27 protein-coding genes and 2 tRNA genes are annotated in these 25,925 nt (G+C 64.8%); 17 read left to right on the forward strand and 12 right to left on the reverse strand.

The genetic code is table 11. The features are described 5' to 3' along the window. The first annotated feature begins 59 nt into the window (after positions 1 to 59). From BW970_RS12990 to BW970_RS13010, 5 genes are all read left to right on the forward strand, one after another. Positions 60 to 536: a UPF0262 family protein gene (locus tag BW970_RS12990; protein ID WP_076532001.1), complete on the forward strand. Its 477-nt coding sequence runs from the start codon at positions 60 to 62 to the stop codon at positions 534 to 536. Positions 537 to 601: 65 nt separating this feature from the next. After that, on the forward strand, positions 602 to 1,003 hold the full coding sequence (locus BW970_RS12995) for an arsenate-mycothiol transferase ArsC (RefSeq protein WP_371870135.1): 402 nt from the start codon (positions 602 to 604) through the stop codon (positions 1,001 to 1,003). Between the two features lie 151 nt (positions 1,004 to 1,154). Next, positions 1,155 to 1,239, forward strand: a tRNA-Leu gene (locus BW970_RS13000). Between the two features lie 292 nt (positions 1,240 to 1,531). Next, positions 1,532 to 1,616, forward strand: a tRNA-Leu gene (locus BW970_RS13005). A 166-nt stretch (positions 1,617 to 1,782) separates the two neighbouring features. Further along, positions 1,783 to 2,187: a DUF2177 family protein gene (locus tag BW970_RS13010; RefSeq protein ID WP_076532005.1), complete on the forward strand. Its 405-nt coding sequence runs from the start codon at positions 1,783 to 1,785 to the stop codon at positions 2,185 to 2,187. 4 nt (positions 2,188 to 2,191) lie between these two features. On the opposite strand, the gene BW970_RS13015 is transcribed toward BW970_RS13010, so the two are convergent. Genes BW970_RS13015 through BW970_RS13025 form a run of 3 tightly spaced genes read right to left on the reverse strand, consistent with a single transcriptional unit; the run spans position 2,192 to position 4,240 of the window. Continuing rightward, on the reverse strand, positions 2,192 to 2,926 hold the full coding sequence (locus BW970_RS13015; protein WP_076532007.1) for an SDR family NAD(P)-dependent oxidoreductase: 735 nt from the start codon (positions 2,924 to 2,926) through the stop codon (positions 2,192 to 2,194). A 1-nt stretch (position 2,927) separates the two neighbouring features. Then, a complete protein-coding gene (locus tag BW970_RS13020; RefSeq protein ID WP_076532009.1) occupies positions 2,928 to 3,563 on the reverse strand; it encodes a ChrR family anti-sigma-E factor in 636 nt (211 codons plus the stop codon). After that, entirely contained in the window at positions 3,560 to 4,240 is a 681-nt protein-coding gene (locus tag BW970_RS13025) for a sigma-70 family RNA polymerase sigma factor (protein ID WP_229740518.1), read from the reverse strand. Before BW970_RS13025 ends, BW970_RS13020 begins: the two co-directional genes overlap by 4 nt. 113 nt (positions 4,241 to 4,353) lie before the next feature. Here BW970_RS13025 and BW970_RS13030 point away from each other — a divergent pair, with 113 nt between their 5' ends. The 4 genes from BW970_RS13030 to BW970_RS13045 are packed head-to-tail and all read left to right on the forward strand — an operon-like array spanning position 4,354 to position 9,004. Next, positions 4,354 to 5,640 (forward strand): NAD(P)/FAD-dependent oxidoreductase, encoded by a 1,287-nt coding sequence (locus BW970_RS13030; RefSeq protein ID WP_076532013.1) that lies wholly within the window; start codon positions 4,354 to 4,356, stop codon positions 5,638 to 5,640. A gap of 3 nt (positions 5,641 to 5,643) precedes the next feature. Beyond that, positions 5,644 to 6,420: a DUF1365 domain-containing protein gene (locus BW970_RS13035; protein WP_076532015.1), complete on the forward strand. Its 777-nt coding sequence runs from the start codon at positions 5,644 to 5,646 to the stop codon at positions 6,418 to 6,420. Beyond that, on the forward strand, positions 6,420 to 7,589 hold the full coding sequence (locus tag BW970_RS13040; RefSeq protein ID WP_076532017.1) for an SAM-dependent methyltransferase: 1,170 nt from the start codon (positions 6,420 to 6,422) through the stop codon (positions 7,587 to 7,589). The genes BW970_RS13035 and BW970_RS13040 overlap by 1 nt, the downstream gene beginning before the upstream one ends. Further along, positions 7,586 to 9,004, forward strand: coding sequence for a cryptochrome/photolyase family protein (locus BW970_RS13045; protein ID WP_076532019.1), 1,419 nt, complete (start codon positions 7,586 to 7,588; stop codon positions 9,002 to 9,004). Before BW970_RS13040 ends, BW970_RS13045 begins: the two co-directional genes overlap by 4 nt. 54 nt (positions 9,005 to 9,058) lie before the next feature. Here the strand turns inward: BW970_RS13045 and BW970_RS13050 are convergent, their stop codons facing one another. Then, positions 9,059 to 9,607, reverse strand: coding sequence for an acyl-CoA thioesterase (locus tag BW970_RS13050; RefSeq protein WP_076532021.1), 549 nt, complete (start codon positions 9,605 to 9,607; stop codon positions 9,059 to 9,061). Between the two features lie 272 nt (positions 9,608 to 9,879). Between BW970_RS13050 and BW970_RS13055 the strand changes: the two genes are divergently transcribed. Genes BW970_RS13055 through BW970_RS13080 form a run of 6 tightly spaced genes read left to right on the forward strand, consistent with a single transcriptional unit; the run spans position 9,880 to position 15,723 of the window. Beyond that, positions 9,880 to 12,723, forward strand: coding sequence for a monovalent cation/H+ antiporter subunit A (locus BW970_RS13055; protein WP_076532023.1), 2,844 nt, complete (start codon positions 9,880 to 9,882; stop codon positions 12,721 to 12,723). A gap of 1 nt (position 12,724) precedes the next feature. Next, positions 12,725 to 13,063: a Na+/H+ antiporter subunit C gene (locus BW970_RS13060; RefSeq protein WP_076532025.1), complete on the forward strand. Its 339-nt coding sequence runs from the start codon at positions 12,725 to 12,727 to the stop codon at positions 13,061 to 13,063. Next, complete coding sequence (locus tag BW970_RS13065) at positions 13,060 to 14,577, forward strand: monovalent cation/H+ antiporter subunit D (RefSeq protein WP_076532028.1); 1,518 nt, start codon at positions 13,060 to 13,062, stop codon at positions 14,575 to 14,577. The genes BW970_RS13060 and BW970_RS13065 overlap by 4 nt, the downstream gene beginning before the upstream one ends. Beyond that, positions 14,577 to 15,068, forward strand: coding sequence for a Na+/H+ antiporter subunit E (locus tag BW970_RS13070; RefSeq protein WP_076532030.1), 492 nt, complete (start codon positions 14,577 to 14,579; stop codon positions 15,066 to 15,068). Before BW970_RS13065 ends, BW970_RS13070 begins: the two co-directional genes overlap by 1 nt. Next, positions 15,065 to 15,334: a K+/H+ antiporter subunit F gene (locus BW970_RS13075; protein WP_076532032.1), complete on the forward strand. Its 270-nt coding sequence runs from the start codon at positions 15,065 to 15,067 to the stop codon at positions 15,332 to 15,334. The genes BW970_RS13070 and BW970_RS13075 overlap by 4 nt, the downstream gene beginning before the upstream one ends. Next, positions 15,331 to 15,723 carry a Na+/H+ antiporter subunit G gene (locus BW970_RS13080; protein ID WP_371870134.1) on the forward strand — a complete coding sequence of 131 codons (393 nt, stop codon included), beginning with the start codon at positions 15,331 to 15,333 and terminating at the stop codon, positions 15,721 to 15,723. Before BW970_RS13075 ends, BW970_RS13080 begins: the two co-directional genes overlap by 4 nt. Before the next feature lie 41 nt (positions 15,724 to 15,764). Here the strand turns inward: BW970_RS13080 and BW970_RS13085 are convergent, their stop codons facing one another. Beyond that, on the reverse strand, positions 15,765 to 16,418 hold the full coding sequence (locus tag BW970_RS13085; protein WP_076532036.1) for a peroxiredoxin: 654 nt from the start codon (positions 16,416 to 16,418) through the stop codon (positions 15,765 to 15,767). A 170-nt stretch (positions 16,419 to 16,588) separates the two neighbouring features. Here BW970_RS13085 and BW970_RS13090 point away from each other — a divergent pair, with 170 nt between their 5' ends. Further along, a complete protein-coding gene (locus tag BW970_RS13090) occupies positions 16,589 to 18,034 on the forward strand; it encodes an aldehyde dehydrogenase family protein (RefSeq protein ID WP_076532038.1) in 1,446 nt (481 codons plus the stop codon). Between the two features lie 83 nt (positions 18,035 to 18,117). On the opposite strand, the gene mnhG is transcribed toward BW970_RS13090, so the two are convergent. From mnhG to BW970_RS13120, 6 genes are read right to left on the reverse strand one after another with little or no spacing between them, the layout of a single operon-like run. Next, the gene (mnhG, locus tag BW970_RS13095; protein WP_076532040.1) at positions 18,118 to 18,486 is read right to left on the reverse strand and encodes a monovalent cation/H(+) antiporter subunit G; all 369 of its coding nucleotides are present in this window, start codon (positions 18,484 to 18,486) and stop codon (positions 18,118 to 18,120) included. Next, complete coding sequence (locus BW970_RS13100) at positions 18,483 to 18,770, reverse strand: K+/H+ antiporter subunit F (RefSeq protein WP_229740517.1); 288 nt, start codon at positions 18,768 to 18,770, stop codon at positions 18,483 to 18,485. The genes mnhG and BW970_RS13100 overlap by 4 nt, the downstream gene beginning before the upstream one ends. Beyond that, positions 18,767 to 19,255 carry a Na+/H+ antiporter subunit E gene (locus BW970_RS13105; protein ID WP_076532043.1) on the reverse strand — a complete coding sequence of 163 codons (489 nt, stop codon included), beginning with the start codon at positions 19,253 to 19,255 and terminating at the stop codon, positions 18,767 to 18,769. Before BW970_RS13105 ends, BW970_RS13100 begins: the two co-directional genes overlap by 4 nt. After that, positions 19,252 to 20,883, reverse strand: a complete 1,632-nt coding sequence (locus BW970_RS13110) for a monovalent cation/H+ antiporter subunit D (RefSeq protein WP_076532045.1) — start codon at positions 20,881 to 20,883, stop codon at positions 19,252 to 19,254. The genes BW970_RS13105 and BW970_RS13110 overlap by 4 nt, the downstream gene beginning before the upstream one ends. Further along, on the reverse strand, positions 20,880 to 21,224 hold the full coding sequence (locus BW970_RS13115) for a Na+/H+ antiporter subunit C (protein WP_076532048.1): 345 nt from the start codon (positions 21,222 to 21,224) through the stop codon (positions 20,880 to 20,882). Before BW970_RS13115 ends, BW970_RS13110 begins: the two co-directional genes overlap by 4 nt. Next, entirely contained in the window at positions 21,224 to 24,115 is a 2,892-nt protein-coding gene (locus BW970_RS13120) for a monovalent cation/H+ antiporter subunit A (RefSeq protein ID WP_076532051.1), read from the reverse strand. Before BW970_RS13120 ends, BW970_RS13115 begins: the two co-directional genes overlap by 1 nt. A 283-nt stretch (positions 24,116 to 24,398) precedes the next feature. Here BW970_RS13120 and BW970_RS13125 point away from each other — a divergent pair, with 283 nt between their 5' ends. Continuing rightward, entirely contained in the window at positions 24,399 to 25,523 is a 1,125-nt protein-coding gene (locus BW970_RS13125) for an aminotransferase (protein ID WP_076532054.1), read from the forward strand. 16 nt (positions 25,524 to 25,539) lie between these two features. Here the strand turns inward: BW970_RS13125 and BW970_RS13130 are convergent, their stop codons facing one another. Continuing rightward, positions 25,540 to 25,782 carry a PepSY domain-containing protein gene (locus BW970_RS13130; RefSeq protein WP_159441440.1) on the reverse strand — a complete coding sequence of 81 codons (243 nt, stop codon included), beginning with the start codon at positions 25,780 to 25,782 and terminating at the stop codon, positions 25,540 to 25,542. Between the last annotated feature and the right edge of the window lie 143 nt (positions 25,783 to 25,925).

The following is a 25,925-nucleotide window of genomic DNA, read 5'->3' on the forward strand; positions in this document are numbered from 1 at the left end:
CACCGCTTGCACCAGGGTCGGGTCTCGGGCATCACTGCGTGGCCAAGACGGAAACTGCCATGACCCGCATCTGCCATATCGAGATCGACGACCGCGGCCTTGCGCCGCCGACCCCGGCCATCGAGCAGGAGCGGCGCGTTGCGATTTTCGACCTGCTGGAAGACAACAGCTTTGCCCTGCCCGCCCGTGAGGGGCGCGATCAGCCACCCGGACCATTCCGGCTTGGGCTGGCGATCCGCGAAGGGCGGCTTGTGTTCGACATTGCCACGGAAACGGGCGACAAGATCGGGGAATTCCATCTGTCGCTTGGCCCGTTCCGGCAGGTCGTCAAAGACTATTTCCAGATCTGCGAAAGCTATTTCGACGCGGTGAAGCGCCTGCCGCCCAGCCAGATCGAGGCCATCGACATGGCGCGCCGCGGGATCCACAACGAAGGCGCGCGCACCTTGCAGGAACGGCTGGATGGCAAGGCCGAGGTCGATATCGACACCGCCCGCCGCCTGTTCACCCTGATCTGCGTGCTGCACTGGGGGTGAGCTTGGCCGAAGGGTTTCCGCAGGCGGTACTCTTCTGCTGCGATCACAACGCGGTGAGGTCGCCCATGGCCGAGGGGTTGATGAAACACCTGCATGGGCAGCGCGCCTATGTTCAATCGGCAGGTGTGCGCAACGACATGGAGATCGACGGTTTCTCCGTCGCTGTCTGCCGCGAGCTGGAAATAGAGCTGTCGCGCCATCGGTCGCGCAGTTTCGAGGAAATGCAGGATTGGGGCGACGATTTAGGCCAGTTCGACCTGATCGTCGCCCTGTCCCCCGCAAGCCAGAGGCTGGCGCTGGATCTGACGCGGCATTCCCATGTCGAGGTGGTCTACTGGCCGATCATGGATCCGACCGCGATCGGCAGCACGCGCGATGCAAAGCTGGCCGCCTATCGTCAGGCGCGCGACCAGATCCGTGACCGGATCATCGAGCGATTCGGCACTGGCGAACGCAGCGCGGGCTGATCCGCGCCGGGCGCGCCGCCGCACCACGGGACAGGGTTCACAACCGGCCCCGATCTGCACGCCGGGGATGATGACATCTGCATGAAATATCCATGCCGCCCCCTGTTGACACCCTTCGCACGGGGCGATACATCGGCGCCATACCAACCGTGCCCAGATGGCGGAATTGGTAGACGCGCACGGTTCAGGTCCGTGTGCCGCAAGGTGTGGAGGTTCGAGTCCTCTTCTGGGCACCAATTCTTGCCGAAAAGCCGCGCATCCTCAACGGGTTGCGCGGCTTTCGTCTGTCTGGGGCCGCGCCCTTGCCCTGCGCGCGCCAGGGTGGCAACGCCCCCTGCACCGCAAGCCGCCCCGTGGGTTCGCCAGGCCGAGAACCCGACACCGTGTTGCAGCACCGCCGCCCCCTTCGGCCCCTGCGGGATGCCGGGCCGCAGGCGCGCGGCGTCACCGGCTGTTCCGGCATTGTCGCCGCATCGGCCCTGTTGACACCCCCCACACGGGGCGATACATCGACGCCATACAAACCGTGCCCAGATGGCGGAATTGGTAGACGCGCACGGTTCAGGTCCGTGTGCCGCAAGGTGTGGAGGTTCGAGTCCTCTTCTGGGCACCAATTCGCCGCAAAAGGCGCGCATCCTCAACAGGTTGCGCGCCTTTTGGTTTTCAGCCCAGCGGATTGGCAGGCGTGATCGCTCATTCGCAGGGTCACTGGCGCCTGCTGAATGATCCACCGGCACGGCAGGCGCGTATCCATCGGGAACCCAGCACACGAGGCGCATATGACCCAGACCCTGATCCTGTATTTGGTGACTGTCGTCGTGTTCCTTGGTCTGGACGTGATCGGCATCAACCTGTTGATACGCCCCGTATTCGACCGACATGTCGGGCATCTGCTGGCGTCTCCGCTGCGGCTTGGCCCGGCGGCGGTGTTCTACATGGCCTATGTCGCCGGTCTTCTCTGGTTTGTGTCCTGCCCCGCTCTGAAGGACAGCGCGCCGCTGCAAGCCCTGGTCGGCGGCATGATCCTTGGGTTCCTGTGCTACGGCACCTATGAAATGACCAACTACGCCACGCTGGCCGACTGGTCGCCGCAACAGGTTGTCGTTGACCTGATCTGGGGCGCCCTGCTGACCGGGGTCTCTGCCTGGGCAGGTGTTGCAGCGGTCAGCGGAAAGCTCGCCTGACCCATCATCCGATCCGGCGTGTCAGCCGCAACGACAGCCCATAGGGCAACAGCCGCAGCAGTTTCACCACCAGGGTGAATCGCTTGGGAAAGTGAATTTCGAATGCACGCCCCTTCAACCCGCGCACCACATGGGCGGCGGCTTCCTCGGGCGTGATGATCGCGGGCATCGTGAAGGTGTTCTTTTCCGTCAAGCGCGAGCGGACAAAGCCGGGGCAGATCAGCCGGACATTCACCCGTGGCGCCAGTTCCGCCGCAAGGCTTTCCGCCAGATTGTTCACCGCAGCCTTGGTGGCCGAATAGGGCTGGCCGCCCGGCAGGCCGATATACCCCGCAACAGACCCGAACAGCGCAAGCTGACCGCCATCGCGCAACAATGGCGGGCACAGGCGGGCCACCTCCAACGTTCCCAGCAGATTGACACGCACCATCTGCGCGGCGCGCTCCGGCACCATCTCGGCGACGTTCGAGGGATCATACAGCGCTGCGGTGCACAGGATCGCATCCAGCTTTGGCTGGGTGGCAAGCTGTTCAACCGCCGTGGCCAAGGTCTCGGGAACAGCCAGATCCAGCGGCATCACCTGCGCCCCGCCACACTCTGCCGCCAAGCCATGCAAGGCATCCGCATCGCGGGCGGACAGGATCAGCACCGCCCCTTCGGCGGCAAAGGCGCGGGCAAGCGCGGCACCTATCCCTGCACTCGCCCCGATGATCCAGACCCGCTTGCCCGCGAATGACATGTCAGATTCGGAACAGCGGCTGCAACAGACGCGGCATCATGGCATGGAATCGCAACGGTGCATCCGTCGCCGCCAGACAGATGCAGGGCAGACCCGCATCGGCAATCGGCTGATGGTCCACATCGTCATGGGCGCATTCCACGTCACCGCGCCCGAAGCGCCCGGCACTGTCCGAAAAGCTGCCCTGCAACACCAGGGTCATCTCCAGGCCCCGATGGCCATGTTCCGGCACGGCCCGCCCTGGCGGAATATACAGCAGGCGCAATGAGCCTTCGGCATCCGCCGACAGGATCTGCTGCCGGATCCCCCCGCCCAGCATCCGCCATTTCGGCGGATTTCCGTCCAGCGCCTGCATGACCGGCGCCGGAAAGATGCCAGAGGCCCGCACCGGCGCAGGGGGTGGGGGCAGGCTGTCCAGCGCCGCCATCAGCCTGTCGCGCGCCGAGACGGAAAGATCCGCCGTGCCACAGCGATCCAGCAAGGCGCCGCCCAGCATTTCCTCGGCCTCGACCTGGGCGCGGCACGCATCGCAGATCGACACATGGGCCGCCACGACAACGGAAAACGCATGAGGCAGGTTGCCGGTGGCATAGGCACGCAGCAGATCGTCGGGGATGTGATGGGAAATCGGTGTCATGGTTTGAGACCCTGAAGTTCATGCCGCAGCCGATCCAGGCCCAACCGGATGCGCGACTTGATCGTTCCAAGCGGCAATCCGGTCAACTGGCTGATCTGGCTGTGGGGCATGTCTTCCATATAAGCGTGTTCGATGGCGCGGCATTGTTCGGGCGACAGCTTGGCAATGGCTTCGCGCAGCAGGCGTGCCTCTTGCGACAGGGCAAGCATCTGCGCGGCATCGGGGGCGGTGTCGAGTTGTTCCTCCAGCACATCGGGTGCCGGGGGCGGGCGGCGGCGCACGACGTCGATCTGGCGGTTCCGCGCGATGCGGTAGATCCAGGCCGAGGCTTCGGCGCGATGCGGATCGAACTGCGACGCCTTGTGCCACACGGTCAGCATGACCTCTTGCACGATATCCTCTGCCGTACCGTCCCGCATTCCGTTGCGCAGCAGCATCGCCTTGAGCCTTGGCCCGAAATGGTCGAACAGCCGGCCGAATGCGACCCGGTCGCGCCGGTCGCGCACCGCGATCAGCGCCTGTGTCATGTCGGATCCTGAACTGGTCTGCACGCCGATACCCTTTGATGCCATAGCGATCTGATCCCGAACCGCAGGCTCCTGCAAGTCCTGACCGCCGCTGGGGTCGTGGCGACCCGACATGTCATCTTCAAGTGTCATGCCGGGGATACGCGGCACATGCCCCCCCGGATCACATGGCTACAGAAAATACCTGACCTTGCGCAACCGAATGATCCGACGCGCCATTTCCGCCGTATCCCGGACCATAACCATTCGCCGGAGCGTCATCCATGCCTTTCGATCTGACCCGCGGTGCCCCTCAGCGCATTGCCATCATCGGCGGCGGCATATCCGGCATGTCCGCCGCCTGGCTGCTGAGCACGCATCATCACGTCACGATCTACGAGGCGGAATCGCGCCTGGGCGGCCATGCCCGCACTGTCGTCGCCGGGCGCAACGGCGATCAGCCGGTGGATACCGGATTCATCGTGTTCAACTACGCCAACTACCCCCACCTGACCGCATTGTTCCGCGATCTGGATGTGCCGGTGGAAAAAAGCGACATGAGCTTTGGCGTCTCGCTGGACGGAGGGCGGCTGGAATATGCCCTGCGCTCCGGCGATGCGCTGTTCGGCCAGCGCACCAACCTGCTCTCACCCGGCTTTCACGGCATGATCCGCGACATCCTGCGCTTCAATTCAGGCGCCAGAACCGCCGCGACGGCAGAACCCGGCCTGACCATCGCCGGGTTGCTGGACCGGCTGAAGCTGGGCCGGCGGTTCCGCGACCACTACCTGTTCCCGATCTGCGGCGCGATATGGTCCACCCCTGCCAGCGGCATCGGGGCGTTTCCCGCCGATGCGCTGATCCGGTTCATGGACAATCATGCCCTGATGTCCCCCAACGGGCAGCATCAATGGTGGACGGTAACGGGCGGCAGTGTCAGCTATGTATCGCGGCTGGAAACCGCGTTGCGCCAGCGCCGGGTTGCGGTGCGCACCGGAACGCCGGTTCTTTCGGTCCGGCGCGGCGACACGGGCGTCACCCTGCGCGGGGCCGGATTCGAGCCGGAAACCTATGATCAGGTCGTGTTCGCCAGTCATGCCGACCAGTCGCTTGCCATGCTGGCCGATGCCACGACGGCCGAGCGCATGGCACTGGGCGCCGTAAGCTTTCAGTCCAACCGGACCGTGCTGCATTGCGATCCTGCCGTCATGCCGCAGCGTCGGCGCTGCTGGAGTTCATGGGTGTATCGCAGCGATGTGCCTGGGGCCGAAGGGCCGGGGGTTGGCGTCAGCTACTGGATGAACCGCTTGCAGAACATCCCCGACACCGACCCGATGTTCGTCTCGCTGAACCCGGAAATCCCCATTCGGGACGAGGCCATCTATGATGAAGTGACCTTCCGCCACCCTGTCTTCGATCACGCCGCGCTGGAAGCCCAGTCGCAGATCGCGACGATGCAGGGGCAGAACCGCACCTGGTTTGCGGGGGCATGGCTGCGCAACGGGTTTCACGAAGACGGATTTGCCAGCGCCATGCGGATTGCCCGCCGCCTGATGCCGGAACGGGTGTAGCGCATGACCCTGACAGACCGATTGGTATGCGGAGAGGTGCTGCACATGGCAGCCAACGTCACCCATGCCCGCCGCGGCCGTTTGCGCCACGCCTTCCGCTATGGCGTGGATTACCTGCTTCTGGCACCCGATCATGCGCAGGGGCCAAGGCTGTTTTCGCGCGACCGCTTCAATCTGCTGTCCTGCCACAGCCGCGACCATGGCGGATTGCGCGGATCAGGCCAGGGATCGGCATGGGCATGGGCGCAGCTTGCCCAGGCCGGGTTGAAGCGCCGCCCTGACATGGCCATGGCGCTGCTGACCCAGCCGCGCCTGCTGGGGCGCTGGTTCACGCCGGTCAGCTTCTGGATGGTGCTGCAAGGCGACCGGATGGTCGCCGCCATAGCCGAGGTCAACAACACCTTTGGCCAGCGCCATTCCTACCTGTGCCATCTGCCCGGTTTCGTCGCCATCGGGCCGTCCGACACCATCACCGCCGCCAAGGCGTTCCACGTTTCCCCCTTTCAGGATGTCTCGGGCGACTATCGCTTCAACTTTGCCGTGGCGCCAGACCGGCTGGCCATCCGCATCTCCCAGATCGACGGGCCCAACGGGCTTGATGCGGCAATGTCCGGGGCGCTTGTGCCGCTGACCAACCGGCGCGCGCTCTGGTCCTGCCTGCGGCGCCCCGGTGGCAGCCTGCGGGTACTGGCCTTGATCTACTGGAATGCGCTACGCTTGAAACTCAAGGGCGCAGCCTACCGCCCCTTGCCTGCCCCACCCGATCAGGAGATCAGCTGATGGGCTTTGCCTCTCGATATATCCGGCGCCGGTTCCTTGCCGCCATGGAAGGCGTGCGCCACGGCCGCTTGCGGCTTGTCACGCCTGACGGCACCGTTCACCATTTCGGTGATGGCGGCGACGAGATTGACCTGATCCTGCACGACTGGTCGGTGATTCCCGCGATTGCGGCGCGCGGCGACGTCGGGCTGGGGGAAACCTGGGTCGAAGGGCTGTGGACAACCAACTCGCTCGAAGGGCTGCTGACCCTGGCCTTGCGCAACGTCGATCATCTGGCCGACTGGTCAGAGCCGCGCGGGCTGTCGCGGCTGAAGATGTTGCTGAGCGACCGGGTGGTGCGGCTGAATTCGTTGCGCGGCTCCTCGCGCAACATTCGTGCGCATTATGATGTGGGGAACGAATTCTACCAGCTTTGGCTGGACCCCGGCATGACCTATTCCTCGGCGCTTTTCGACGATCAGGCGCGGGATCTGGACCGCGCGCAGGCGCGCAAGAATGATCGCATCCTGTCACGGCTGGGGCCGGGAGAGTCGATTCTTGAAATCGGTTGCGGCTGGGGCGGCTTTGCCGAAGCGGCGGCGGATCGGGGGCGTCACGTCACGGGCCTGACATTGTCGCCTGCGCAAAAAGGCTATGCCGACGCCCGGCTGGACGGTCGCGCCGAGATCCGGTTGCAGGATTACCGCCAGGCGCAGGGCCGTTTCGACAACATCGTGTCGATCGAGATGATCGAAGCAGTGGGCGAACGCTACTGGCCGACCTATTTCGGAACCATCAAGGCCCGTCTGGCCGAAGGCGGGCGCGCGGTGTTGCAGGCCATCACCGTGCCGGATGCCGAATTCTCGCTGTATCGCAAACGGTCGGATTTCATCCGCCAGCACACCTTCCCCGGCGGAATGCTGCCCTGCAACGCCGTCATCGCCCGCGAGGCGGCGCGGGCCGGGCTGGTGGTCCGCGATACGTTTGCCTTCGGCCCGGACTATGCCCGCACCTGTCGCATCTGGGCCGGGCGGATGCTGGCCGAACGCCCCCGGATCCTGCGGTTCGGATATGACGACCGTTTCCTGCGCAGCTGGCAATTCTACCTCGAGGGCTGCGCGGCGACCTTCTCGACCGCGCGGACGGATGTCGTGCAGGTGGAATTGGCCCATGCCGGCGAGGCGGCATGACGGCGCCCGGCCTGCTGTGGCTGTCACGCGCGTTTCGCTTCGGTGACAATCCCGCCCTGCTGGCCGCGCTGAAGGAGGGGCCGCTGCTGGCCGTGTTCGTGCTGGACGCCGCGACCCGCGCCCTTGGCTGCGCACCACGCTGGCGGCTGGAGCGGGCGCTGCGGGCATTCGACGCAGACCTGCGCCGCCGCTCGGGCCAAGGCGTGCTGGTGCTGGAGGGAGAGGCGCAGGACGTGCTGCCCGATCTGGTGCGGCAGACCGGGGCGGCCCGCGTCCATCAGGCTTACTGGCCCGAACCCGCGATGCAGGCAGCGCAGGGGCGCGTGCGCAAGGTGCTGGGGGATCGGCTGGTCCTGCACCCTGGCCATCTGTTGACCCACCCCGGCCGGTTGCGCACGGGACAGGGCGGGGTCTACCGCGTCTACAGCCCCTTTGCACGCGCCCTGCGCGCGCTTGGCCCCGACCGCCCCGTAGCCCCGGCGCCTGAACGTATCACCGGATATTCCGCCGGGCCACGCGGCCTCGATCTCACCACCCTCAACCTTGCGCCGGACATGTATCGTGGCCGGGCTGTGCTGGAGACCTTTGCCCTGCCTGCGGGTGAAGCCGCGGCCCTCGAACGGCTGGACCGCTTTCTGGATCAGGCTGGCCCCTATGGCGCCGAGCGCGACCGTCCCGATCTGGACGCCACATCCGGGCTGTCAGAGCATCTGGCACTGGGAGAGATCAGCCCGCGAACCGTCTGGGCCATAAGCAGCCTGCGCGCCGAGGCCGATCCGCCCCAGGCTGCCGGTATCACAAAATTCCTGTCCGAAGTGATCTGGCGCGAATTTGCCTGGCATCTGCTGATCGACTTTCCCCACATGGCCCAAACCCCCTGGCGGCCGGAATGGGCCGAATTTCCTTGGCAGGGGAAAAGCGCCGCCCTGACCCGATGGCAAAGGGCGGAAACGGGCATCGCGCTGGTCGATGCAGGCTTGCGCGAAATGCGCGTCACGGGCCGGATGCACAACCGGGTGCGCATGGTGGTGGCCAGTTGGCTGACAAAACACCTGCTGACCGATTGGCGGTCGGGCCTTGCGCATTTCGATGACAGCCTGACGGATTGGGATCCGGCCGCCAATGCGATGAACTGGCAATGGGTGGCAGGCTGCGGCCCCGACGCCGCCCCCTATTTCCGCATCTTCAACCCGGAACGTCAGGCCGAACAGTTCGACCCCAGGGCGCGCTATCGCAACCGCTGGCTGGCGGGCTGGCCTGGCCCGCCATCGGCCGAGGCCAGCGCCTATCTGGACAGCGCGCCGCCGGGCTGGTCCATTTCTCCGCACTGGCGCGGGGATGGCGCCGACCGCGCCATGGCCGAGGGGCGCAATCGCGCGCTGGCCGCGTTCGGCGCCTTTCGCGCCGATCAGTGACGGCCGCCACACATGGATCAGGCAACGCCAGATGCTGGCGGCAGGCGGGCCGCCTCAGCCCCGCAGCGCCGCCCCCGCCTCCGGGGGCCAGGGGCGCTGACGGTCGGCGTCGATCCAGGCAGTCAGCCAGCCGGGCAGCGCCGGGCTGTCACGGGTGACGCCCATCTTTTCCAGAAGCCGCGCGGGGGGCACGATCCCGTTGGCCGATGTGGTGGCCAGCCGCGGCACCGCCTGGGTCGTGCATTCGTCTCCGTTCCACATCGTTTGGTCGACATAGACGAACCGTTCATCCCAGCCGAGAACCCGCGTGACCATCGTCACCGTGTCGAACAACCGGATGCGCCGCCTGTACCGCACCGAGGTTCCCGCAACGGTCATGCCCCAGCCACCGGCGCGCAAGGCATCGCTCATGCCGCAGGCATGGGCAAAGGGCACGCGGCCAAGATCGAACAGGGTCAGCGTGCGCCCATTGTTCAATTCGCACCATGGGTCCAGATCCCAGGGCAGGCAGGTATGGCGGCTGACCCAGGGCGCCAGCGGGTCGGGGCTCGGGCGGCGACGGGCCAGATACAATTCCAGCCCCATGCGAAGATACGGATACATGCGGTTCCCCTGACAATGCCCCCGATTGCCAGCCGTGGCCGCGGGGGTCAAGCAGCCCGCACGCAACGCCGCCATGCAGATCCGGCCTTGGCGTGCGCGCCCTGCCCTGACACGTCCGGCCGTTCGGCCGCTGGATGTGACCCGAAACCGCGCCGAATCCCCCCGGTTTTGCTTGACACCCCCGACCCTCCTCCGACAGGTAAGGGCAGGCGCGGTCTGTCTCTTGCAGGCCGCGTTGGCGTATATGACGACCCGAGCCAGAAGGAACCTGAATGTCCCTCGCCCTGATCGCCGCCCTGCCGTTTCTTGGCGCCCTGCTACCGGGGCTTATGATCCGATCCGGGCGCAATGCCTGTGCCATCGCTGCCGCTTCGGCCAGCGCGCTGGCGCTATTGGGGCTGTTGCTTCACGCGCCCGCTGTCATGCGCGGCGAGGTGATCCAGGCCCGGTTCGAGTGGTTGCCGGGGCTGGGCCTGAACGCGAATTTCTTTCTGGACGGGCTGGGGATGCTGTTCGCCGGGCTGATCCTGGGCATCGGCCTGCTGATCATCCTGTACGCGCGGTTCTACCTGTCGAAATCCGACCCGATGGGACAGTTCTACACCTATCTGATGCTGTTCCAGGGCGCGATGGTCGGCATCGTTTTGTCGGACAACATCCTGCTGCTGCTGATTTTCTGGGAACTGACCTCGCTGTCGTCCTTCCTGCTGATCGGCTACTGGAAGCATCTGCCCGAAGGGCGGCAAGGCGCGCGCATGGCGCTGACCGTGACCGGCGCGGGCGGGTTGGCGATGATCGCCGGAATGCTGATCCTGGGCCAGATTGTCGGCAGCTATGACCTGAGCGTCATTCTGACCCAAAAGGACGCAATCCAGTCCAGCGACTGGTATCTGCCCGCCCTTGTCCTGATCCTGCTGGGCGCCTTTACCAAATCGGCGCAATTCCCGTTCCACTTCTGGTTGCCACATGCGATGGCCGCGCCGACCCCGGTATCGGCCTATCTGCATTCTGCCACCATGGTGAAGGCCGGGCTGTTCCTGATGGCGCGCATGTGGCCGGTTCTGGCGGGAACCGAGGCATGGTTCTACATCGTGGCCAGCGTGGGCCTGATCACGATGGTCATCGGCGCCAAGATCGCCATCTTCAAGGACGATCTCAAGGCGCTGCTGGCCTTTTCCACCGTGTCGCATCTTGGCCTGATCACCATGCTTCTGGGCTTTGGCACCAAAGAGGCGGCGATGGTTGCGGTGTTCCACATCATCAACCACGCCACGTTCAAGGCCGCGCTGTTCATGTCGGCCGGCATTGTCGACCACGAGGCCCATACCCGCGACATCAAGCGGTTGGGCGGCCTGCGCCACCTGATGCCGATCACCTTCGTGATCGTCACCATCGCCTCGCTGTCGATGGCCGGCATCCCGCCGCTCAACGGTTTCCTGTCCAAGGAAATGATGCTGGAAGAGGTCTCGCATACCGTCTGGGGCGGTATGCCGTGGCTGTTCCCGGTGCTGGCGACCATTGGCGCGATGTTCTCGGTTGCCTATTCGCTGCGGCTGATCTGGCATGTGTTCCTTGGCCCTGTGCGCGACGACTACCCGCACAAACCGCATGATCCCGGCTTTGGCATGTGGGCGGCGCCTGCCCTGCTGGCCGTGCTGGTGGTGCTGATCGGCCTGATGCCGATGCTGATGGTCGGCGATCTGGTGCAGGTCGTGGCCGGTGCGGTGACAGGGGGCTATGTGCCGGTCAAGATCTCGCACTGGCACGGGTTTGTGCCTGCCTTGTGGATGTCGGTCATTGCGGTCATCGCGGGGGCCCTGATCCTGCGCAGCCACCCCCGGCTTGACGCGATGTGGCGTGCCACACCGCGCCCCGAGGCCAAGCCGATGTTCGAGGCGGTCGTCAATGGCGCTGCACGACTGGCCGATGCCCTGACCAACCGCCTCCACGATGGCGCCCTGTCGCGCTATCTGGCGATCTTTACCGTCGCGGTGCTGGGCGCGGGCTGGTTGGCCTGGAGCGTGGGCGGCCACGTTCCCGGCGGGCGGCAGTTGCTTCCGGTGCCGGGTGTGGCGTTGGTCGGCTGGCTGATGCTGGTGGTCTGTTCGGTCCTGGTGGCGGTGCTGCACCGTCAGCGGTTGCTGTCGCTGGTGGTGATCGGGGTGGTCGGCCTGATGATCTCTGTCGGCTTCATCTTCCTCTCGGCGCCGGATCTGGCCCTGACCCAGATCTCGGTCGAGGTGGTGACGATCGTGCTGATGCTGCTGGCGCTGAACTTCCTGCCCAAGACCACGCCGATGGAAAGCACCAGCCTGCGGCGCGGGCGCGATCTGCTGATCGCGGCCGGTGCAGGCCTGGGCGCGGGTGCGCTGGCACTGGCCTTGATGATGCGTGATTTCGCCTTTCCCAGCATCTCGGACTACCATCTTGCCAACAGCTATTCCGGCGGCGGCGGGACAAATGTCGTCAACGTGATCCTGGTGGATTTCCGTGGCTACGATACGTTTGGCGAAATCATCGTGCTGGGCATCGCGGGGCTGCTGATCTACGCGCTGACAGAGGCAATCTTCCGTGGCCCGGCCAACCGGCGCCTGCTGGACTGGCCCAAGGGCGAACGCGAATCCGGGGATCGCCATCCGATGATGATGGTTGTGGCGGGCCGCGTTGCGCTGCCGCTGTCGATCATGGTGGGGATCTACATCTTCCTGCGCGGCCACAACGAACCCGGAGGCGGGTTCATCGCCGGGCTGATCGTGTCCATTGCGCTGGTCACACAGTTCATGGCCTCCGGCTTTGCCTGGACACAGGCACGCCAGCGCGTGGACTATCATGCGTTCATCGGCCTGGGCGTGGTGATCGCCGGGGCCACCGGGATCGGCGCCTGGTTTGCCGGGCGTCCCTTCCTGACGTCGGCCTTCGGCTATTTCCAGATCCCGCCGATGGAAAAGTTCGAACTTGCCACCGCGATGGCCTTTGACCTTGGCGTCTTCCTGACGGTCATCGGCGCCGTGATGCTGGCGCTGGCCAGCCTGTCGCGCATCGCCATCCGCGCAGGCGAGACCGTGAACATAGAGCCGATGGACACCGATCCATCGCAAACCGGGGAGGGGCGCTGAAATGGAAATCCTTGTTGCCAGCGCCATCGGCCTGATGACGGCCTCGGGGGTCTATCTGGTGCTGCGCCTGCGGGCCTGGCCAGTGATCCTGGGGCTGACGATGCTGACCTATGCGGTCAATGTGTTCCTGTTCACCTCCGGGCGTCTGGTGGTGGACATGCCGGCGATTCTGTCGGCCGATGCTGGCGGCTACGCCGACCCGCTGCCGCAAGCCCTGGTGCTGACTGCCATCGTGATCTCTTTCGGGATGACGGCGGTGGCCGTGATGATGGCGCTTGGCGCCTTTCTGGAGGCCGGTGACGACCGGGTTGAAATGACCGACCAGGAGGACCGCAAGTGAACCACTGGATCATCATTCCGGTCATTCTGCCAGCGATGGTGGCGCCGCTGATCGTGCTGGGAATGCGCAACGATCTGACATTGCAGCGGATCGCGTCGATCGCGGCCACGGTTGCCTTGCTTGCCGTATCGGCGCTGCTGCTGGTGCAGGCCAGCACCTCGGGGCCGCAAGTCTATCTGCTCGGCAACTGGGCGGCGCCTTTTGGCATCGTTCTGGTGCTGGACCGGCTGTCGGCCCTGATGGTGGCCTTGACGGCGCTACTGGCCCTTGGGGTGGTGCTTTATGCCGTCGGGTCGGGCTGGGATGGCCGGGGCAAGAATTTTCATGCCCTGTTCCAGTTCCAGCTCATGGGGATCTGTGGCGCCTTTCTGACCGGCGATGCGTTCAACCTGTTCGTATTCTTCGAGATTCTGCTGATTGCCAGCTATGGCCTGATGATCCATGCCGGAGGACGCGACCGGCTGCGCGCCGGGGTGCAATATGTGGTGTTCAACCTGGCAGGTTCGACGCTGTTCCTGTTCGCGCTGGGGGCGATCTATGCCATTACCGGCACGCTCAACATGGCCGATCTGGCCGTCAAGGTGGCCGACCTGCCCGAAGGGCACGACGCCCTGTTGCGGGTCGCCGGTGTGCTGCTGCTGATCGTCTTCGCGGTCAAGGGCGCGCTGGTTCCGTTCCAGTTCTGGTTGCCTGGCACCTATGCGCTGGCCCCCGGCCCCGTCGCCGCCCTGTTCGCGGTGATGACCAAGGTGGGCGCCTATGCGATCCTGCGCTTCTACACGCTGATCTTCGGCCCCGAGGTCGAGGCGACCGGCACTTTCTACGCCAACCTTCTGGTGCCGCTGGCACTGGTCACACTGGTGGTCGGCATGGTGGGCGTGCTGGGCGCGCGGTCGCTGGCCCGGCTCGCGGCCTTTGCGGCCATCGGCTCGATGGGAACGCTGTTCCTGGCCATGTCGGACTTCACCCCGCTGTCTACTGCGGCGACGCTGTACTATCTGATCCATTCGACGATTGCTGCGGCCCTGATGTTCCTGGTCGCCGATATGGTGCTGGAACGGCGCGGGAACACCCTTCTGGTGCCACGCCCCCCCATCGCGCGGCATGGGCTGATCGCCGCGCTGTTCTTTGCCTCGGCGATTGCCATGGCGGGAATGCCGCCGCTGTCGGGGTTCCTGGGCAAGCTGCTGATCCTGGATGCGCTGGGGGACCGGGCCGATATGGCCATCACCTGGAGCGCCATCCTGATCACCTCTCTGATCGCCATCGTCGGGATGAGCCGCGCAGGCAGCATTGTGTTCTGGAAGGCGCACGCGATCTCTGGCGATCCGGCCGAGGTGCGCCCCATGCCCTTGGCCTTCACGGCCACCTTCGGGATGCTGGGCGTGCTGGTTGCCATGACCGTGCTTGCAGGGCCCCTGATGGGCTGGCTCCAGGAAACCGCCGATCAGGTGCATGATACGGGCGCCTATATAGATGCCGTGCTTGGCCTTGGCGCGACGGAGGACAACTGATGCTGCGCAAGCTGTTCCCACATCCCTGGCTGACGCTCACGCTGGTTCTGGTCTGGGTCGCGCTGGCCAATACGATCAGCCTGGGCGGCATCGTCATGGGGCTGATCCTTGGCATCGTCATTCCCGCGATCACCGCGGCCTACTGGCCCGACAGCCCCCGCATCCGCGCACCGCTGAAGATTGTCGAATTCGTGCTGATCGTGCTGTGGGATATCGTGAAATCCAACTTCATCGTGGCGCGGATCGTGCTTTTCATGCCCCGCGACAAGCTGCGCCCCGCATGGATCGTGGTGCCGCTGGACCTACGCCAGCCCGAAGCGATCACCGTTCTGGCAGGCACGATCACCATGACGCCTGGCACCGTCAGCGCCGATGTATCCGCCGATGGCAGGTCGCTGCTGGTGCACTGTCTCCATGCCCCGGATTCCGCCGGCGTGGTGGCAGACATAAAGGCGCGGTACGAATCGCGGTTGAAGGAGATTTTCGCATGATCGGCTATGCGCTGCTGTTCGCCTTCGGCTGCTTTGGCCTGGGCCTGCTGATGAACCTGTATCGTGCCGCGATCGGCCCCACCGTGCCTGACCGGGTGCTGGCGCTGGACACCATGGTCATCAATGTCATCGCCCTGATGATCCTGTATGGCATCTGGCAGGGCACGGCGATGTATTTCGAGGCATCCCTGCTGTTTGCCATGACCGGCTTCATCTCGACCGTGGCCTATGCGCGCTTCATGTTGCGGGGGAACATCATCGAATGACCGATACCATGATGCTGCTGATGGAAATCCTTGTCTCGGGACTGCTGGTTCTGGCCGGAGTGTTCGGTCTGGTCGGATCGCTGGGGCTGCTCAAGCTGCCCGATCTGATGACGCGCCTGCACGCCCCGACCAAGGCGACGACGCTGGGTGTTGGCGGGGCCCTGATCGCGTCGATGCTGTATTTCGGGGTGTTCATGGACCAGTTCAGCTTTCACGAGCTGATGATCACGCTGTTCCTGTTCCTGACCGCGCCGATCTCGGCCAACCTGATCGCCAAGGCCCATGTCCTGCGCGAAGAACAGCCCGAAAAACTGCCGCCAACGGGGGCCGCCTGTGGCTGGGCCACCTTTGACGAAACCGCCGACCCCAGCCGACCGCCCGAGGCATAGCGGGGAATGGGTCGGCCCGTTTCAGGGCCGCCCTTTCCGTCTCAGCCGCTCAGGCCGGTCTTGCGCACATAGGGCAGGACAATCTCCAGATCGGGGAAACGGGCCTTGGCCTCGTCCGTTGGCACCGACAGCGCGACAATCACCTTGTCCCCCGGCGTCCAGTTCGCAGGTGTCGCAAACGGCGCGCCATCCGTGGCCCGCACCGCATCCAGCGCCCGCAGGATCTCCTGGAAATTGCGGCCAACGGACATGGGATAGATCAGCATCACACGAACCTTCTTGTCCGGCCCGATGATGAAGGTGGACCGCACCGTGGCCGTATCGGCCGGGGTGCGTCCATCGGGCAGCACCGCGCCTGCGGGCATCATGTCATATGCTTTGGCGATTTCCAGCGTGTCGTCGGCAAAGATCGGAAAGGTGACCGGCTTGCCCGAATAGGCCTCGATATCCGCCTTCCATTTCAGATGGTGCTCCACCGGGTCAATGGACACACCGGCAACCTTGGTGTTGCGTTTCGCAAACTCCTCCGCGAGCTCCGAGACAGCGCCGAATTCCGTGGTGCAGACCGGGGTGAAATCCTTGGGATGGCTGAACAGCACCGCATAGCTGTCGCCGATCCAGTCATGGAAGGTCAGGGTGCCCTCGGTTGACGGGGCGGTGAAGTTCGGGGCGATATCGTTGATACGAACGGACATGACAGTTCCTTCGGTGGCCGCGTTTCACTGCTCAGATAGGCCCTTTTTGCTGCAACTGCATCCCCTGGCATGAACTTTGGAAACCTGTTCCACCGGCGCACACGGGCGGTTGCGGTTCGTCCTGCAAACTGTCAGGTTCGCGGCACGACAGACCACCGGAGGGTCACGACATGATCGAAAAACGCGAGTTCTATATCAACGGTGCCTGGGTTTCCCCGGCCACGGCCAAGGATCACCCGGTCATCGACCCCTCGACCGAAGATGTCTGCGCGACCATCTCGCTGGGGTCCGAGGCCGATACGAATGCCGCCGTCGCAGCCGCCAAGGCCGCGTTTCCCGCCTGGGCCGCGACCCCGCCGGCCGAACGGCTGGCCCTGGTGCAGCGCCTGCTGGACATCTACGAGGCCCGCAACGAGGACATGGCCCAGGCCATCAGCCTGGAAATGGGTGCGCCCATCGACATGGCCCGCACCTCCCAGGCCCCCTCGGGCAGCTTTCACATCCGCAACTTCATCACCGCCTTTCCCAAGCTGGACTGGATCCGACCGCTGGGCCCTCATGCGCCCAACGCCCGGATCGCCATGGAACCGATCGGCGTGGTCGGCCTGATCACGCCATGGAACTGGCCGATGAACCAGGTCACGCTCAAGGCCGTGCCGGCGATGCTCGCGGGATGCACCATGGTGCTGAAACCCTCCGAAGAGGCGCCGCTGTCCTCGCTGCTGTTTGCCGAATTCGTGCATCAGGCCGGCTTCCCGGCCGGGGTCTTCAACCTGGTGAACGGCGATGGCGCCGGTGTCGGCAGCCAGTTGTCGAAACATCCCGATGTCCAGATGATCTCGTTCACCGGCTCGACCCGCGCAGGCAGGGCCATCAGCATCGCTGCGGCAGAGACGCTGAAACGTGTGACGCTGGAACTGGGCGGCAAGGGCGCGAACCTGGTCTTTGCCGATGCCGACGACAAGGCGGTGGAACGCGGCGTGCGCCACATGTTCAACAACTCCGGCCAATCCTGCAACGCCCCCAGCCGGATGCTGGTGGAACGCAGCGCCTATGACCGCGCGGTCGACATCGCCCGTGAAGTGGCCGAAAAAACCGCCGTCGCCCCCGCCTCGCAATCCGGCAAGCACATCGGCCCGGTCGTCAACAAACGGCAATGGGACCAGATCCAGGGCTACATCCAGAAGGGGATCGAGGAAGGCGCCCGTCTGGTCGCCGGCGGCCTCGGCCTGCCCGAAGGCGTGAACAAGGGCTATTTCGTCCGCCCGACCGTCTTTGCCGACGTCAAACCCGGCATGACCATCGAAAAGGAAGAAATCTTCGGCCCCGTGCTGGCCATGATCCCCTTCGACACCGAGGAAGAGGCGATCCGCATCGCCAATGACACGCCCTATGGCCTGACCAACTATCTGCAAAGCAGCGATGGCCAGCGGCGCAACCGGCTGGCCCGCCAGTTGCATTCCGGCATGGTCGAGATGAACGGCGAAAGCCGCGGCGCGGGCGCCCCCTTCGGCGGCGTAGGCATGTCAGGCCGCGCACGCGAAGGCGGCATCTGGGGCCTGGAGGAGTTCCTCGAGGTCAAGTCGATCTCGGGCTGGGACGGCACGCAAGACTGACGACAGGGGCGCCACGGCAGGCGCCCCTTTCATCTTGCCTCAAATACCCTGGGGGGTCCGGGGGGCCAGCCCCCGGCCCGCCGTCAGCCCTGGTCGCTCCCGGTCGTCTTTCGTGCCGGAGGAACATCCCCGCGCCCTTCTGCCCGGTCCCGATGCAAGGCCGCACGGCCCACAAGCATCAGCGTGACAGGCGTCGTCACCATGACCAGAACACCGATCACAAGTTCATGCGCGACCGGCCGCCCTTCGACCCAGCTGAACAGGATCATCGACGCCAGCAGGATTGCCGCCGCGCCCCAGCTTGTGCCAAGCGTCGGCGCATGGAGCCGGTCATAGAAACTGCGCAACTGCACCAGCCCCAATGTGCCCAGCAGGGTCAGCGTGGCGCCGATCACCAGAAACACCGCGACAGGGCCGGCAATCCACAGCGGCAGGTCGATCAGATGCTTCATTCGATCACCTCGCCCCGGATCAGGAATTTCGCCAGCGCCACCGTCGCGACAAACCCCATGACGCCGATCACCATTGCCGCTTCGTAAAAGAACGGCGTCCCCACGCGTATGCCCGTGACCACGAACAGCAGCATCACCGTGACATAGAGCGTATCCAGCCCCAGAACACGATCCTGCGCCCGTGGCCCGCGGAGGGTGCGCAGGGTGGCAAGGCAGGCCGCCACGGCAAGGACGAACTGGGCATACAGGATCGCCCAGGTGATCAGGCTATGGGTCAGGGTCATGCGAACACCTCCAGAAGCAACGCTTCATAGCGGTTGCAGATCAGATCGCGCCAGGCCGCGTCGTCGATCAGGTCAAAGACATGCAGCAGCAGAATGCCGCTGTCGCTGTCGTATTCCAGCCAGGCCGTGCCGGGCGTCGCCGTCACGATCATCGCCAGCAGGCCCAGCGGAAACGGGTCGCGCAGGCGCAACGGAATCTCGACAAAGCCGGATTTCCGCTCGCCATGGCGGCCGCGCGTCAGGATCAGCATCGCCACCGCGATGTTCGAGCGGATGATGTCGATGCCGACAATTCCCATCAGCCGCACGAAGGGCCACACACGGCGGATACGCGGCGCTTCGGGCTCCAGCGCCCCAAGCGCCCAGCCGGCCACCAACGAAATGGCGCCGCCCAGCAGCAGATGGCCCAGCGAGAACCGCGTCATCAACAGCCAGACCAGCACCAGCGCCAGCGAAAGAACCGGATGCGGGACAAGACGTCTCATCGGCTGGCCCCTCCCGGTGGGACGCGGGGCGCCGCAAGCACCCCTTGCACATAGACATCGCGGTCATGCAGCGCGCGGGCGGTCGCGTTGGTATACCGCAGGGTATCCTGCGCCCTGACCGTGACCAGCAGCATCATGGCCACCAGCACCAGGACCGGCGCCACCTCCAGCGCCAGAACGCGCGGCGGCACACCGTCCGATGCCCAGAAGGTCTGGATGCCGATCCGCACCAGCCCGATCATCGTGGCCAGCCCTGCCAGGACCAACAGCACCACAAACCCCCAGGCGACCGCCACAGGCAAGGCCCCCGCCGCAAGGATGCTGGCCAGGATGGCCAGTTTTCCGACAAAGCCCGACATCGGCGGCATCCCCGCCAGCACCAGCAGGCACACCCCAAAGCTCAGCCCGAGCACTGTCAGGGTGCCAGGAATGGCCAGGCCGACCTCTGGCCCGTCTTCCTCCTCGACGGGATCAAGGCCATAGGCGTCGGCGGTCAATGCCAGCATGGCGGCAATGCCGCCCTCTTCGCGGCTCATCGGTTCGATCAGCAGGAACAGGGCACTGGTCGCAAGCGTGGAGCTGATCAGATAGTAGAGCGCACCCGACAACAGCCCTGCCCCGGCCCCCGCAAGGGCAAAGCCGGTCACGGCAAGCAAGGTGCCCGACGATATCAGGATGAGATGGGCCGCCATGCGCCCCAGCCCCTGCGATGCCAGAACGCCCAGCAGGCCATAGGCGATCGTTGCCATCCCGCCGCCCACCAGCACCCATGCGCCAAAGCCGGCAGAGGCGCCTGCCTCGTCTCCGAACAGCAACATCGACAGGCGCAGAATGGCATAGACCCCCACCTTGGTCATGATGGCGAACAGCGCCGCAACCGGGGCCGAGGCGGCCATATAGGCGGTCGGCAACCAGAACGACAGCGGCCAGACCCCCGCCTTGACCAGAAACGCCAGCCCCAGCACGCCGATGGCGGCATGGACCAGGGGGCGGTCGGCCCCCGACAGGCCGGGCATCATGTTCGCCAGATGCGCCATGTTCAATGTGCCGGTCACGCCATAGATCATCGCAACGCCGATCAGGAACAACAGCGCCGCCGCCAGGTTGATGGCGATATAATGCAACCCCGCCCGCACCCGGAACTGCCCCGACCCATGCAGCAGCAACCCATAGGATGCCGCCAGCATCACCTCGAAGAACACAAAGAGATTGAACAGGTCGCCGGTCAGGAACGCGCCATTCACCCCCATCAGCAGAAACTGGAACATCGACTGGAAATGCTGTCCCTGCCGATGCCAGCCCGCGCCGGAATACAGCAGCGCCGGAACCGCCAACAGCGACGCCAGCAACACCATGAGCGCCGACAGCCGGTCCAGCACCAGAACGATGCCAAAAGGCACCGCCCAGTTGCCCAGCAGATAGAACCCGATCTCGGTCCCGCCGGACGGGCCGCTGCCCTTGACGCGGTTCAGCAGTTCCACCGCAACGACCACCAGCGCAACGGCAGAGAGCAATCCGATCACCAGCTTGGCCCGCCGCCGCCGGTCGTCATAAAGCAGCATCAGCGCGCCGGCAAAGAACGGGATCAGCACAGGCGCAAGGATCAGGTGGTCAGACAGCGCCATCATTGATCACGCTCCTTCCCGTCGACATGGTCGGTGCCGGTCAACCCGCGCGAGGCCAGCATCACCACCAGAAACAGCGCCGTGGTGGCAAAGCTGATCACGATGGCCGTCAGCACCAGCGCCTGCGGCACCGGATCGGCATAGGCGACCGGGTTGACAAAGCCGCCCTTGGGCATGATCGGCGGGGCCCCCACCGTCAGGCGGCCCATGGAAAAGATGAACAGATTGACCGCATAGGACAGCAGGCACAGGCCGACGATCACCTGGAATGTCCGCGGTCGTAGCAGCAGCCAGACCCCGGAGGCGGCCATGATCCCGATGGCAAGCGACAGCACAAGTTCCATCACAGGGCCTCCTTCTTGTCGGCCTCGGCCTCCTGCTCGCGCTGGCGGGCAGACCGCAAGGACTGGTGTGCGATGGCGATCAGCATCAGGACCGTCGCCCCCACAACCAGGGCAAAGACACCCAGATCAAAGATCAGCGCGGTTGCCGCAGGCACCTTGCCGATCAGCGGCACATCGACATATTGTGCATGTGCGGTCAGGAACGGATACCCCACCAGCCACGCCCCGACCCCCGTCGCCCCGGCGATCAACAGGCCGATACCCATCCAGCGGATCGGCAAAATGACGATGCGAGCCTCGATCCAGCGCACATTCGACGCGATATATTGCAGCAACAGCGCAATCGCCAGCGTCACCCCGGACGAGAAGCCACCCCCCGGCAGATCGTGCCCGCGAAAGAACAGATAGGCCGAGATCACGATCAGGACCGGGAACATCCATCGCATGATGGCCGACGGGACCAGCATGTAATCCTTCAGCGCGACCGTCACTTCGCCCTTTTGCTGATCTGGCACGCCAGAGCTTTCCGCAGCCGGGCGGAAACGGCGCAGCAGGGCATAGACCGTCAGGCCGACGATGGCCAGGACGGTGATTTCGCCAAAGGTGTCAAAGGCGCGAAAATCCACCAGGATCACGTTGACCGTATTCGTCCCGCCGCCTTCGTAATAGGCGTTGCGCAAGAACCAGTCGCCGACATTGGGGATCAGCGGGCGGGTCATCACGACATAGGACAGCGCCGCCAACCCCGCCCCGGACACCAGCGCAATGACCAGATCGCGGCCGCGACGGATTTTGGCGGGTAGCAATTTGTCCGCCGCAATCTCCTCGCGCCGCCGGGGCAACCAGCGCAGCCCCAACAACAGCAGGACCGTGGTCACGATCTCTACCAGCAACTGGGTGACGGCCAGATCGGGCGCGGAAAACCAGGCAAAGGTCAGGCAGGTGACAAGCCCGGCCCCACCCAGCAGGACAAGCGCCGCAAAGCGATGATATTTCGCCTGCCAGGCCGCCCCGATGGCGCAGGCCGCGCCCACGCCCCACATCAGCAGAAAGGCGGGGTTCAATGCTGTGGTGCGGGCCAGCGGCTTTTGCACCGGGCTCAGCGCGCCCCACAGCGTCACACCCAGGCAGACCACCGCGAGCAGAACCAGCAGGCGCAGTTGCGGTTGCAGACGCTCGGTCCCGAAAAACCCGTGCAGTCGCCGCGGCAGCTTCCACGTCAGTTCCAGTAGCAGCTTTTCATAGATGCGCTGTGCCCGGACGCGCCAGATGACCGGCGGCCCTTCGGGGCCAGCAGAAATGCGGCGCGCAAAGACGATGTAGATCAACGTCCCCACGGCCATCGCGATCAGGCTCATGTACAGGGGCCAGTTCAACCCGTGCCAGATGGCGATGTCCTGATGTGGCAGATCGGCGCCGACGACCGCACGCGCGGCATCGTTGAGCACGGGCCCCAGCGTAAGCCCGGGAAATATCCCCACCGCCAGGCAGACGAACACCAGCAACTCAACCGGCCGCCGCATCCAGGGTGAGGGTTCGTGCGCCTGTTTGGGCAGGTCGCTGGCGGGTGGGCCAAAGAACACCGTGGCGATGAAACGCACCGAATAGGCCACCGAAAAGATGCTGGCCGCCGTGGCGATATAGGGGAGTGAATTGTCCAGCCACGTCCCGTTGTGCCAATCCACCGCTTCGGCAAAGAACATTTCCTTGGACAGAAACCCGTTCAGCAGCGGCACGCCCGCCATGGCGGCCGAGGCGACGATGGCCAGCGTGCCGGTAAACGGCATCGCACGGAACAGCCCCGACAGCTTGCGCATGTCGCGCGTTCCGGTCTCGTGGTCGATGATGCCCGCCGCCATGAACAGGCTGGCCTTGAACACCGCGTGATTGGCAATGTGAAAGATCGCCGCCACGATGGCCCCGGTGCTGCCGATGCCGGCCAGCGCGGTGATCAACCCCAGATGGCTGATGGTGGAATAGGCCAGAAGACCCTTGAGATCGTGCCGGAACAGCGCGATCACCGCCCCGATCAGCAGCGTCGCCATGCCGGTGCCCGTGACGGCAAAGAACCAGAGCTCGGTGCCACCCAGGGTGGGCGAAAAACGCACCAACAGGAACACCCCTGCCTTTACCATGGTGGCCGAATGCAGAAAGGCCGACACCGGGGTCGGCGCCGCCATCGCCCCCGGCAACCAGAAATGGAACGGAAACTGGGCCGATTTCGTGAATGCCCCGATCAGGAACAGCACCAGCACCAGCGGGTAGAGCGGATGCGCCCGGATCACGTCGCCAGAGGCCAGAACGCGATCCAGATCATAGGCTCCAACGATCTGGCCCAGGACCAGCATCGCCACCAGCAGGCACAGCCCCCCCACCGCCGTCACGATCAGCGCCATCCTGGCGCCGTCGCGGGCGGCCTGGCTTTGGTTCCAGTAGCCGATCAGCAGGAAGGACGTGATCGAGGTCAGTTCCCAGAACACCACCAGCATCAGGATGTTGCCAGACAGCAGCAGCCCCACCATCGCCCCGGTGAACGCCAGAAGAAAGGAATAGAACCGCGGCACCGGATCGGTTCTGGACAGGTAGTACCGCGCATAGATCACCACCAGCACACCGATGGACAGCACAAGCGTCACAAAGAACCAGGCGAACCCGTCCACCCGGAACGGCAGGTTCAGCCGCAGCGACGGCACCCATTGCACAAACACCCGCAGCACGCGCCCCTCTGACACCGGGGCGTGCAGCATCGCCAGAATCACCAGTCCCCCCGCCAGCACCAGCCCCGAGACCCAGGCCGCCGCGTTATGGGCATTGACCGGCAGCGTCGCCGCCGCAAGTGCGCCAAGAAAGGGCAACAGCACGAGAATCAGGATCAGGTTCTGTTCAATCATCGGGCTGTCGCCTGCCTCCTTGCTATGAGTCCGGTCATCGCCCCCGCAATGGCGCACAGCCCGCACCGAAGACCGCACGGGGCGGGGTTCGGGCAGGCAGCAGCTTTTCGGGAAGTCCGCTTGATTTCATAAAAATGTCCATAGCCGGAAATTTGCAAGTGCCTGCACACAGATACACGACAGTTTGCGCATTTTCATGTCTGGTTTTTCCGCCATCTTGGCATTGTCCCCGATCCGCCACAGGATGGGAGGGTACAAGGCGCACAACCGACAGGAGACCGGAATGCGGATCGAGCCCTTTGGCGTCGAGATCTGGATGAACGAATGGGAGACCAGATGCGCCCACAACCTGGCCGAAACCTGCGTCGAAAGCCTGACCGTGGCCGGTTTGCTGGAGATCTGTGGCCAGAACGCCAACGACCTGTCGGCCCTGATGCCGATCCGGCTGGGCTACGGCGCGATTCCGGGGTCGGAACGGCTGCGCGCCGCAATCGCGGCCACGCACGAGCGGCAAACCCCCGAGAATATCGTGGTCACGCATGGCACGATCGGCGCGAACATGCTGGTGCACCGCGCGCTGGTCGAACGCGGGGACCGGGTTATCTCGATCGTGCCCACCTATCAGCAACATCATTCCATTCCGGCCAGCATCGGCGCCGATGTCCGGCTGTTGCACCTGCGGCCCGAACATGGCTGGTTGCCCGATCTGGATGCGCTGCGTGAACTGGCCACGCCCGGCACCCAGTTGATCGCCCTGACCAACCCCAACAACCCGACCGGCGCCCTGATCCCCCGCGAGATGCTGGAACAGATTGCCGCAATCGCGCGCCAGGCAGGTGCATGGGTGCTGTGCGACGAAGTCTATCGCGGGCTGGATCAGGAGGGCAGCGGGACCACCACCTCGATGGCCGATCTCTATGAAAAAGGCATCAGCACCTGCGGCATGTCCAAAGCCTACGCTTTGGCCGGGCTGCGGCTGGGCTGGGTGGTTGCGCCGCCCGAGGTGATCGAGGCGGTGATGATCCAGCGCGACTATGACACGATCAGCGTCGGCGTACTGGACGACCATCTCGCCACGCTGGCGCTGGAGAACCGCGACCGCATCCTGTCACGGTCGCGCCGGATCACCCGTGGCAATCTGGACATCCTGTCCGACTGGATCCGCCGCGAACCGCGCCTTGGCTTTGTCCGGCCGCGCTCTGGCACAACCGCGCTGGTCAAGGTGGACAGCCCGCTGGACTCTCGGGCCTTCTGCATCGCCCTGCTGAAGGAGACGGGCGTCATGTTCACCCCCGGCTCGGCCATGGGGATGGAGGGGTATGTGCGGATCGGCTTTGCCAATGCGCCACAGGCCCTTCAACAAGGCCTGCCGCTGGTCTCACGCTTTCTGTCCGGCATGGGGGCGTAGCGCCGCCGCCCGGTGCTCAGTCGTCGGGGCGTTCGCTGCGGATGGCCCCGGTCGCCGGATCAATATCCAGTTCAACCCGCGCCCCGGCGGCTGTGCGCGCCTCGACCTCGATACGGTCCCGCTTCACCTCGATCTCGCTCGTCACATAGCCACGGGATTCCAGATCGGCGATGATCTGTGACAGCTTCGGCGCCGTCTGGGCGCCTGCGGGACCGGCCAGCACGGCAAGGGCTATCACCACAGGTTTTACCAAGGTCACGATTTCCTCCAAGATTGCGGCCAGTGCGGCCAATGCGCCCCCGCATAGCACAACCGTCGCCGCGACGCTGGCCACCGCCAGTCAAAATCCTGTCAGACCCCTTATCCCGACACAAAGAATCAGTCTTTACAGTCGAGCCTTTT

The sequence above is a fragment of the Gemmobacter megaterium genome (genome assembly GCF_900156815.1).
In the GTDB taxonomy this organism is placed as follows: domain Bacteria; phylum Pseudomonadota; class Alphaproteobacteria; order Rhodobacterales; family Rhodobacteraceae; genus Wagnerdoeblera; species Wagnerdoeblera megaterium.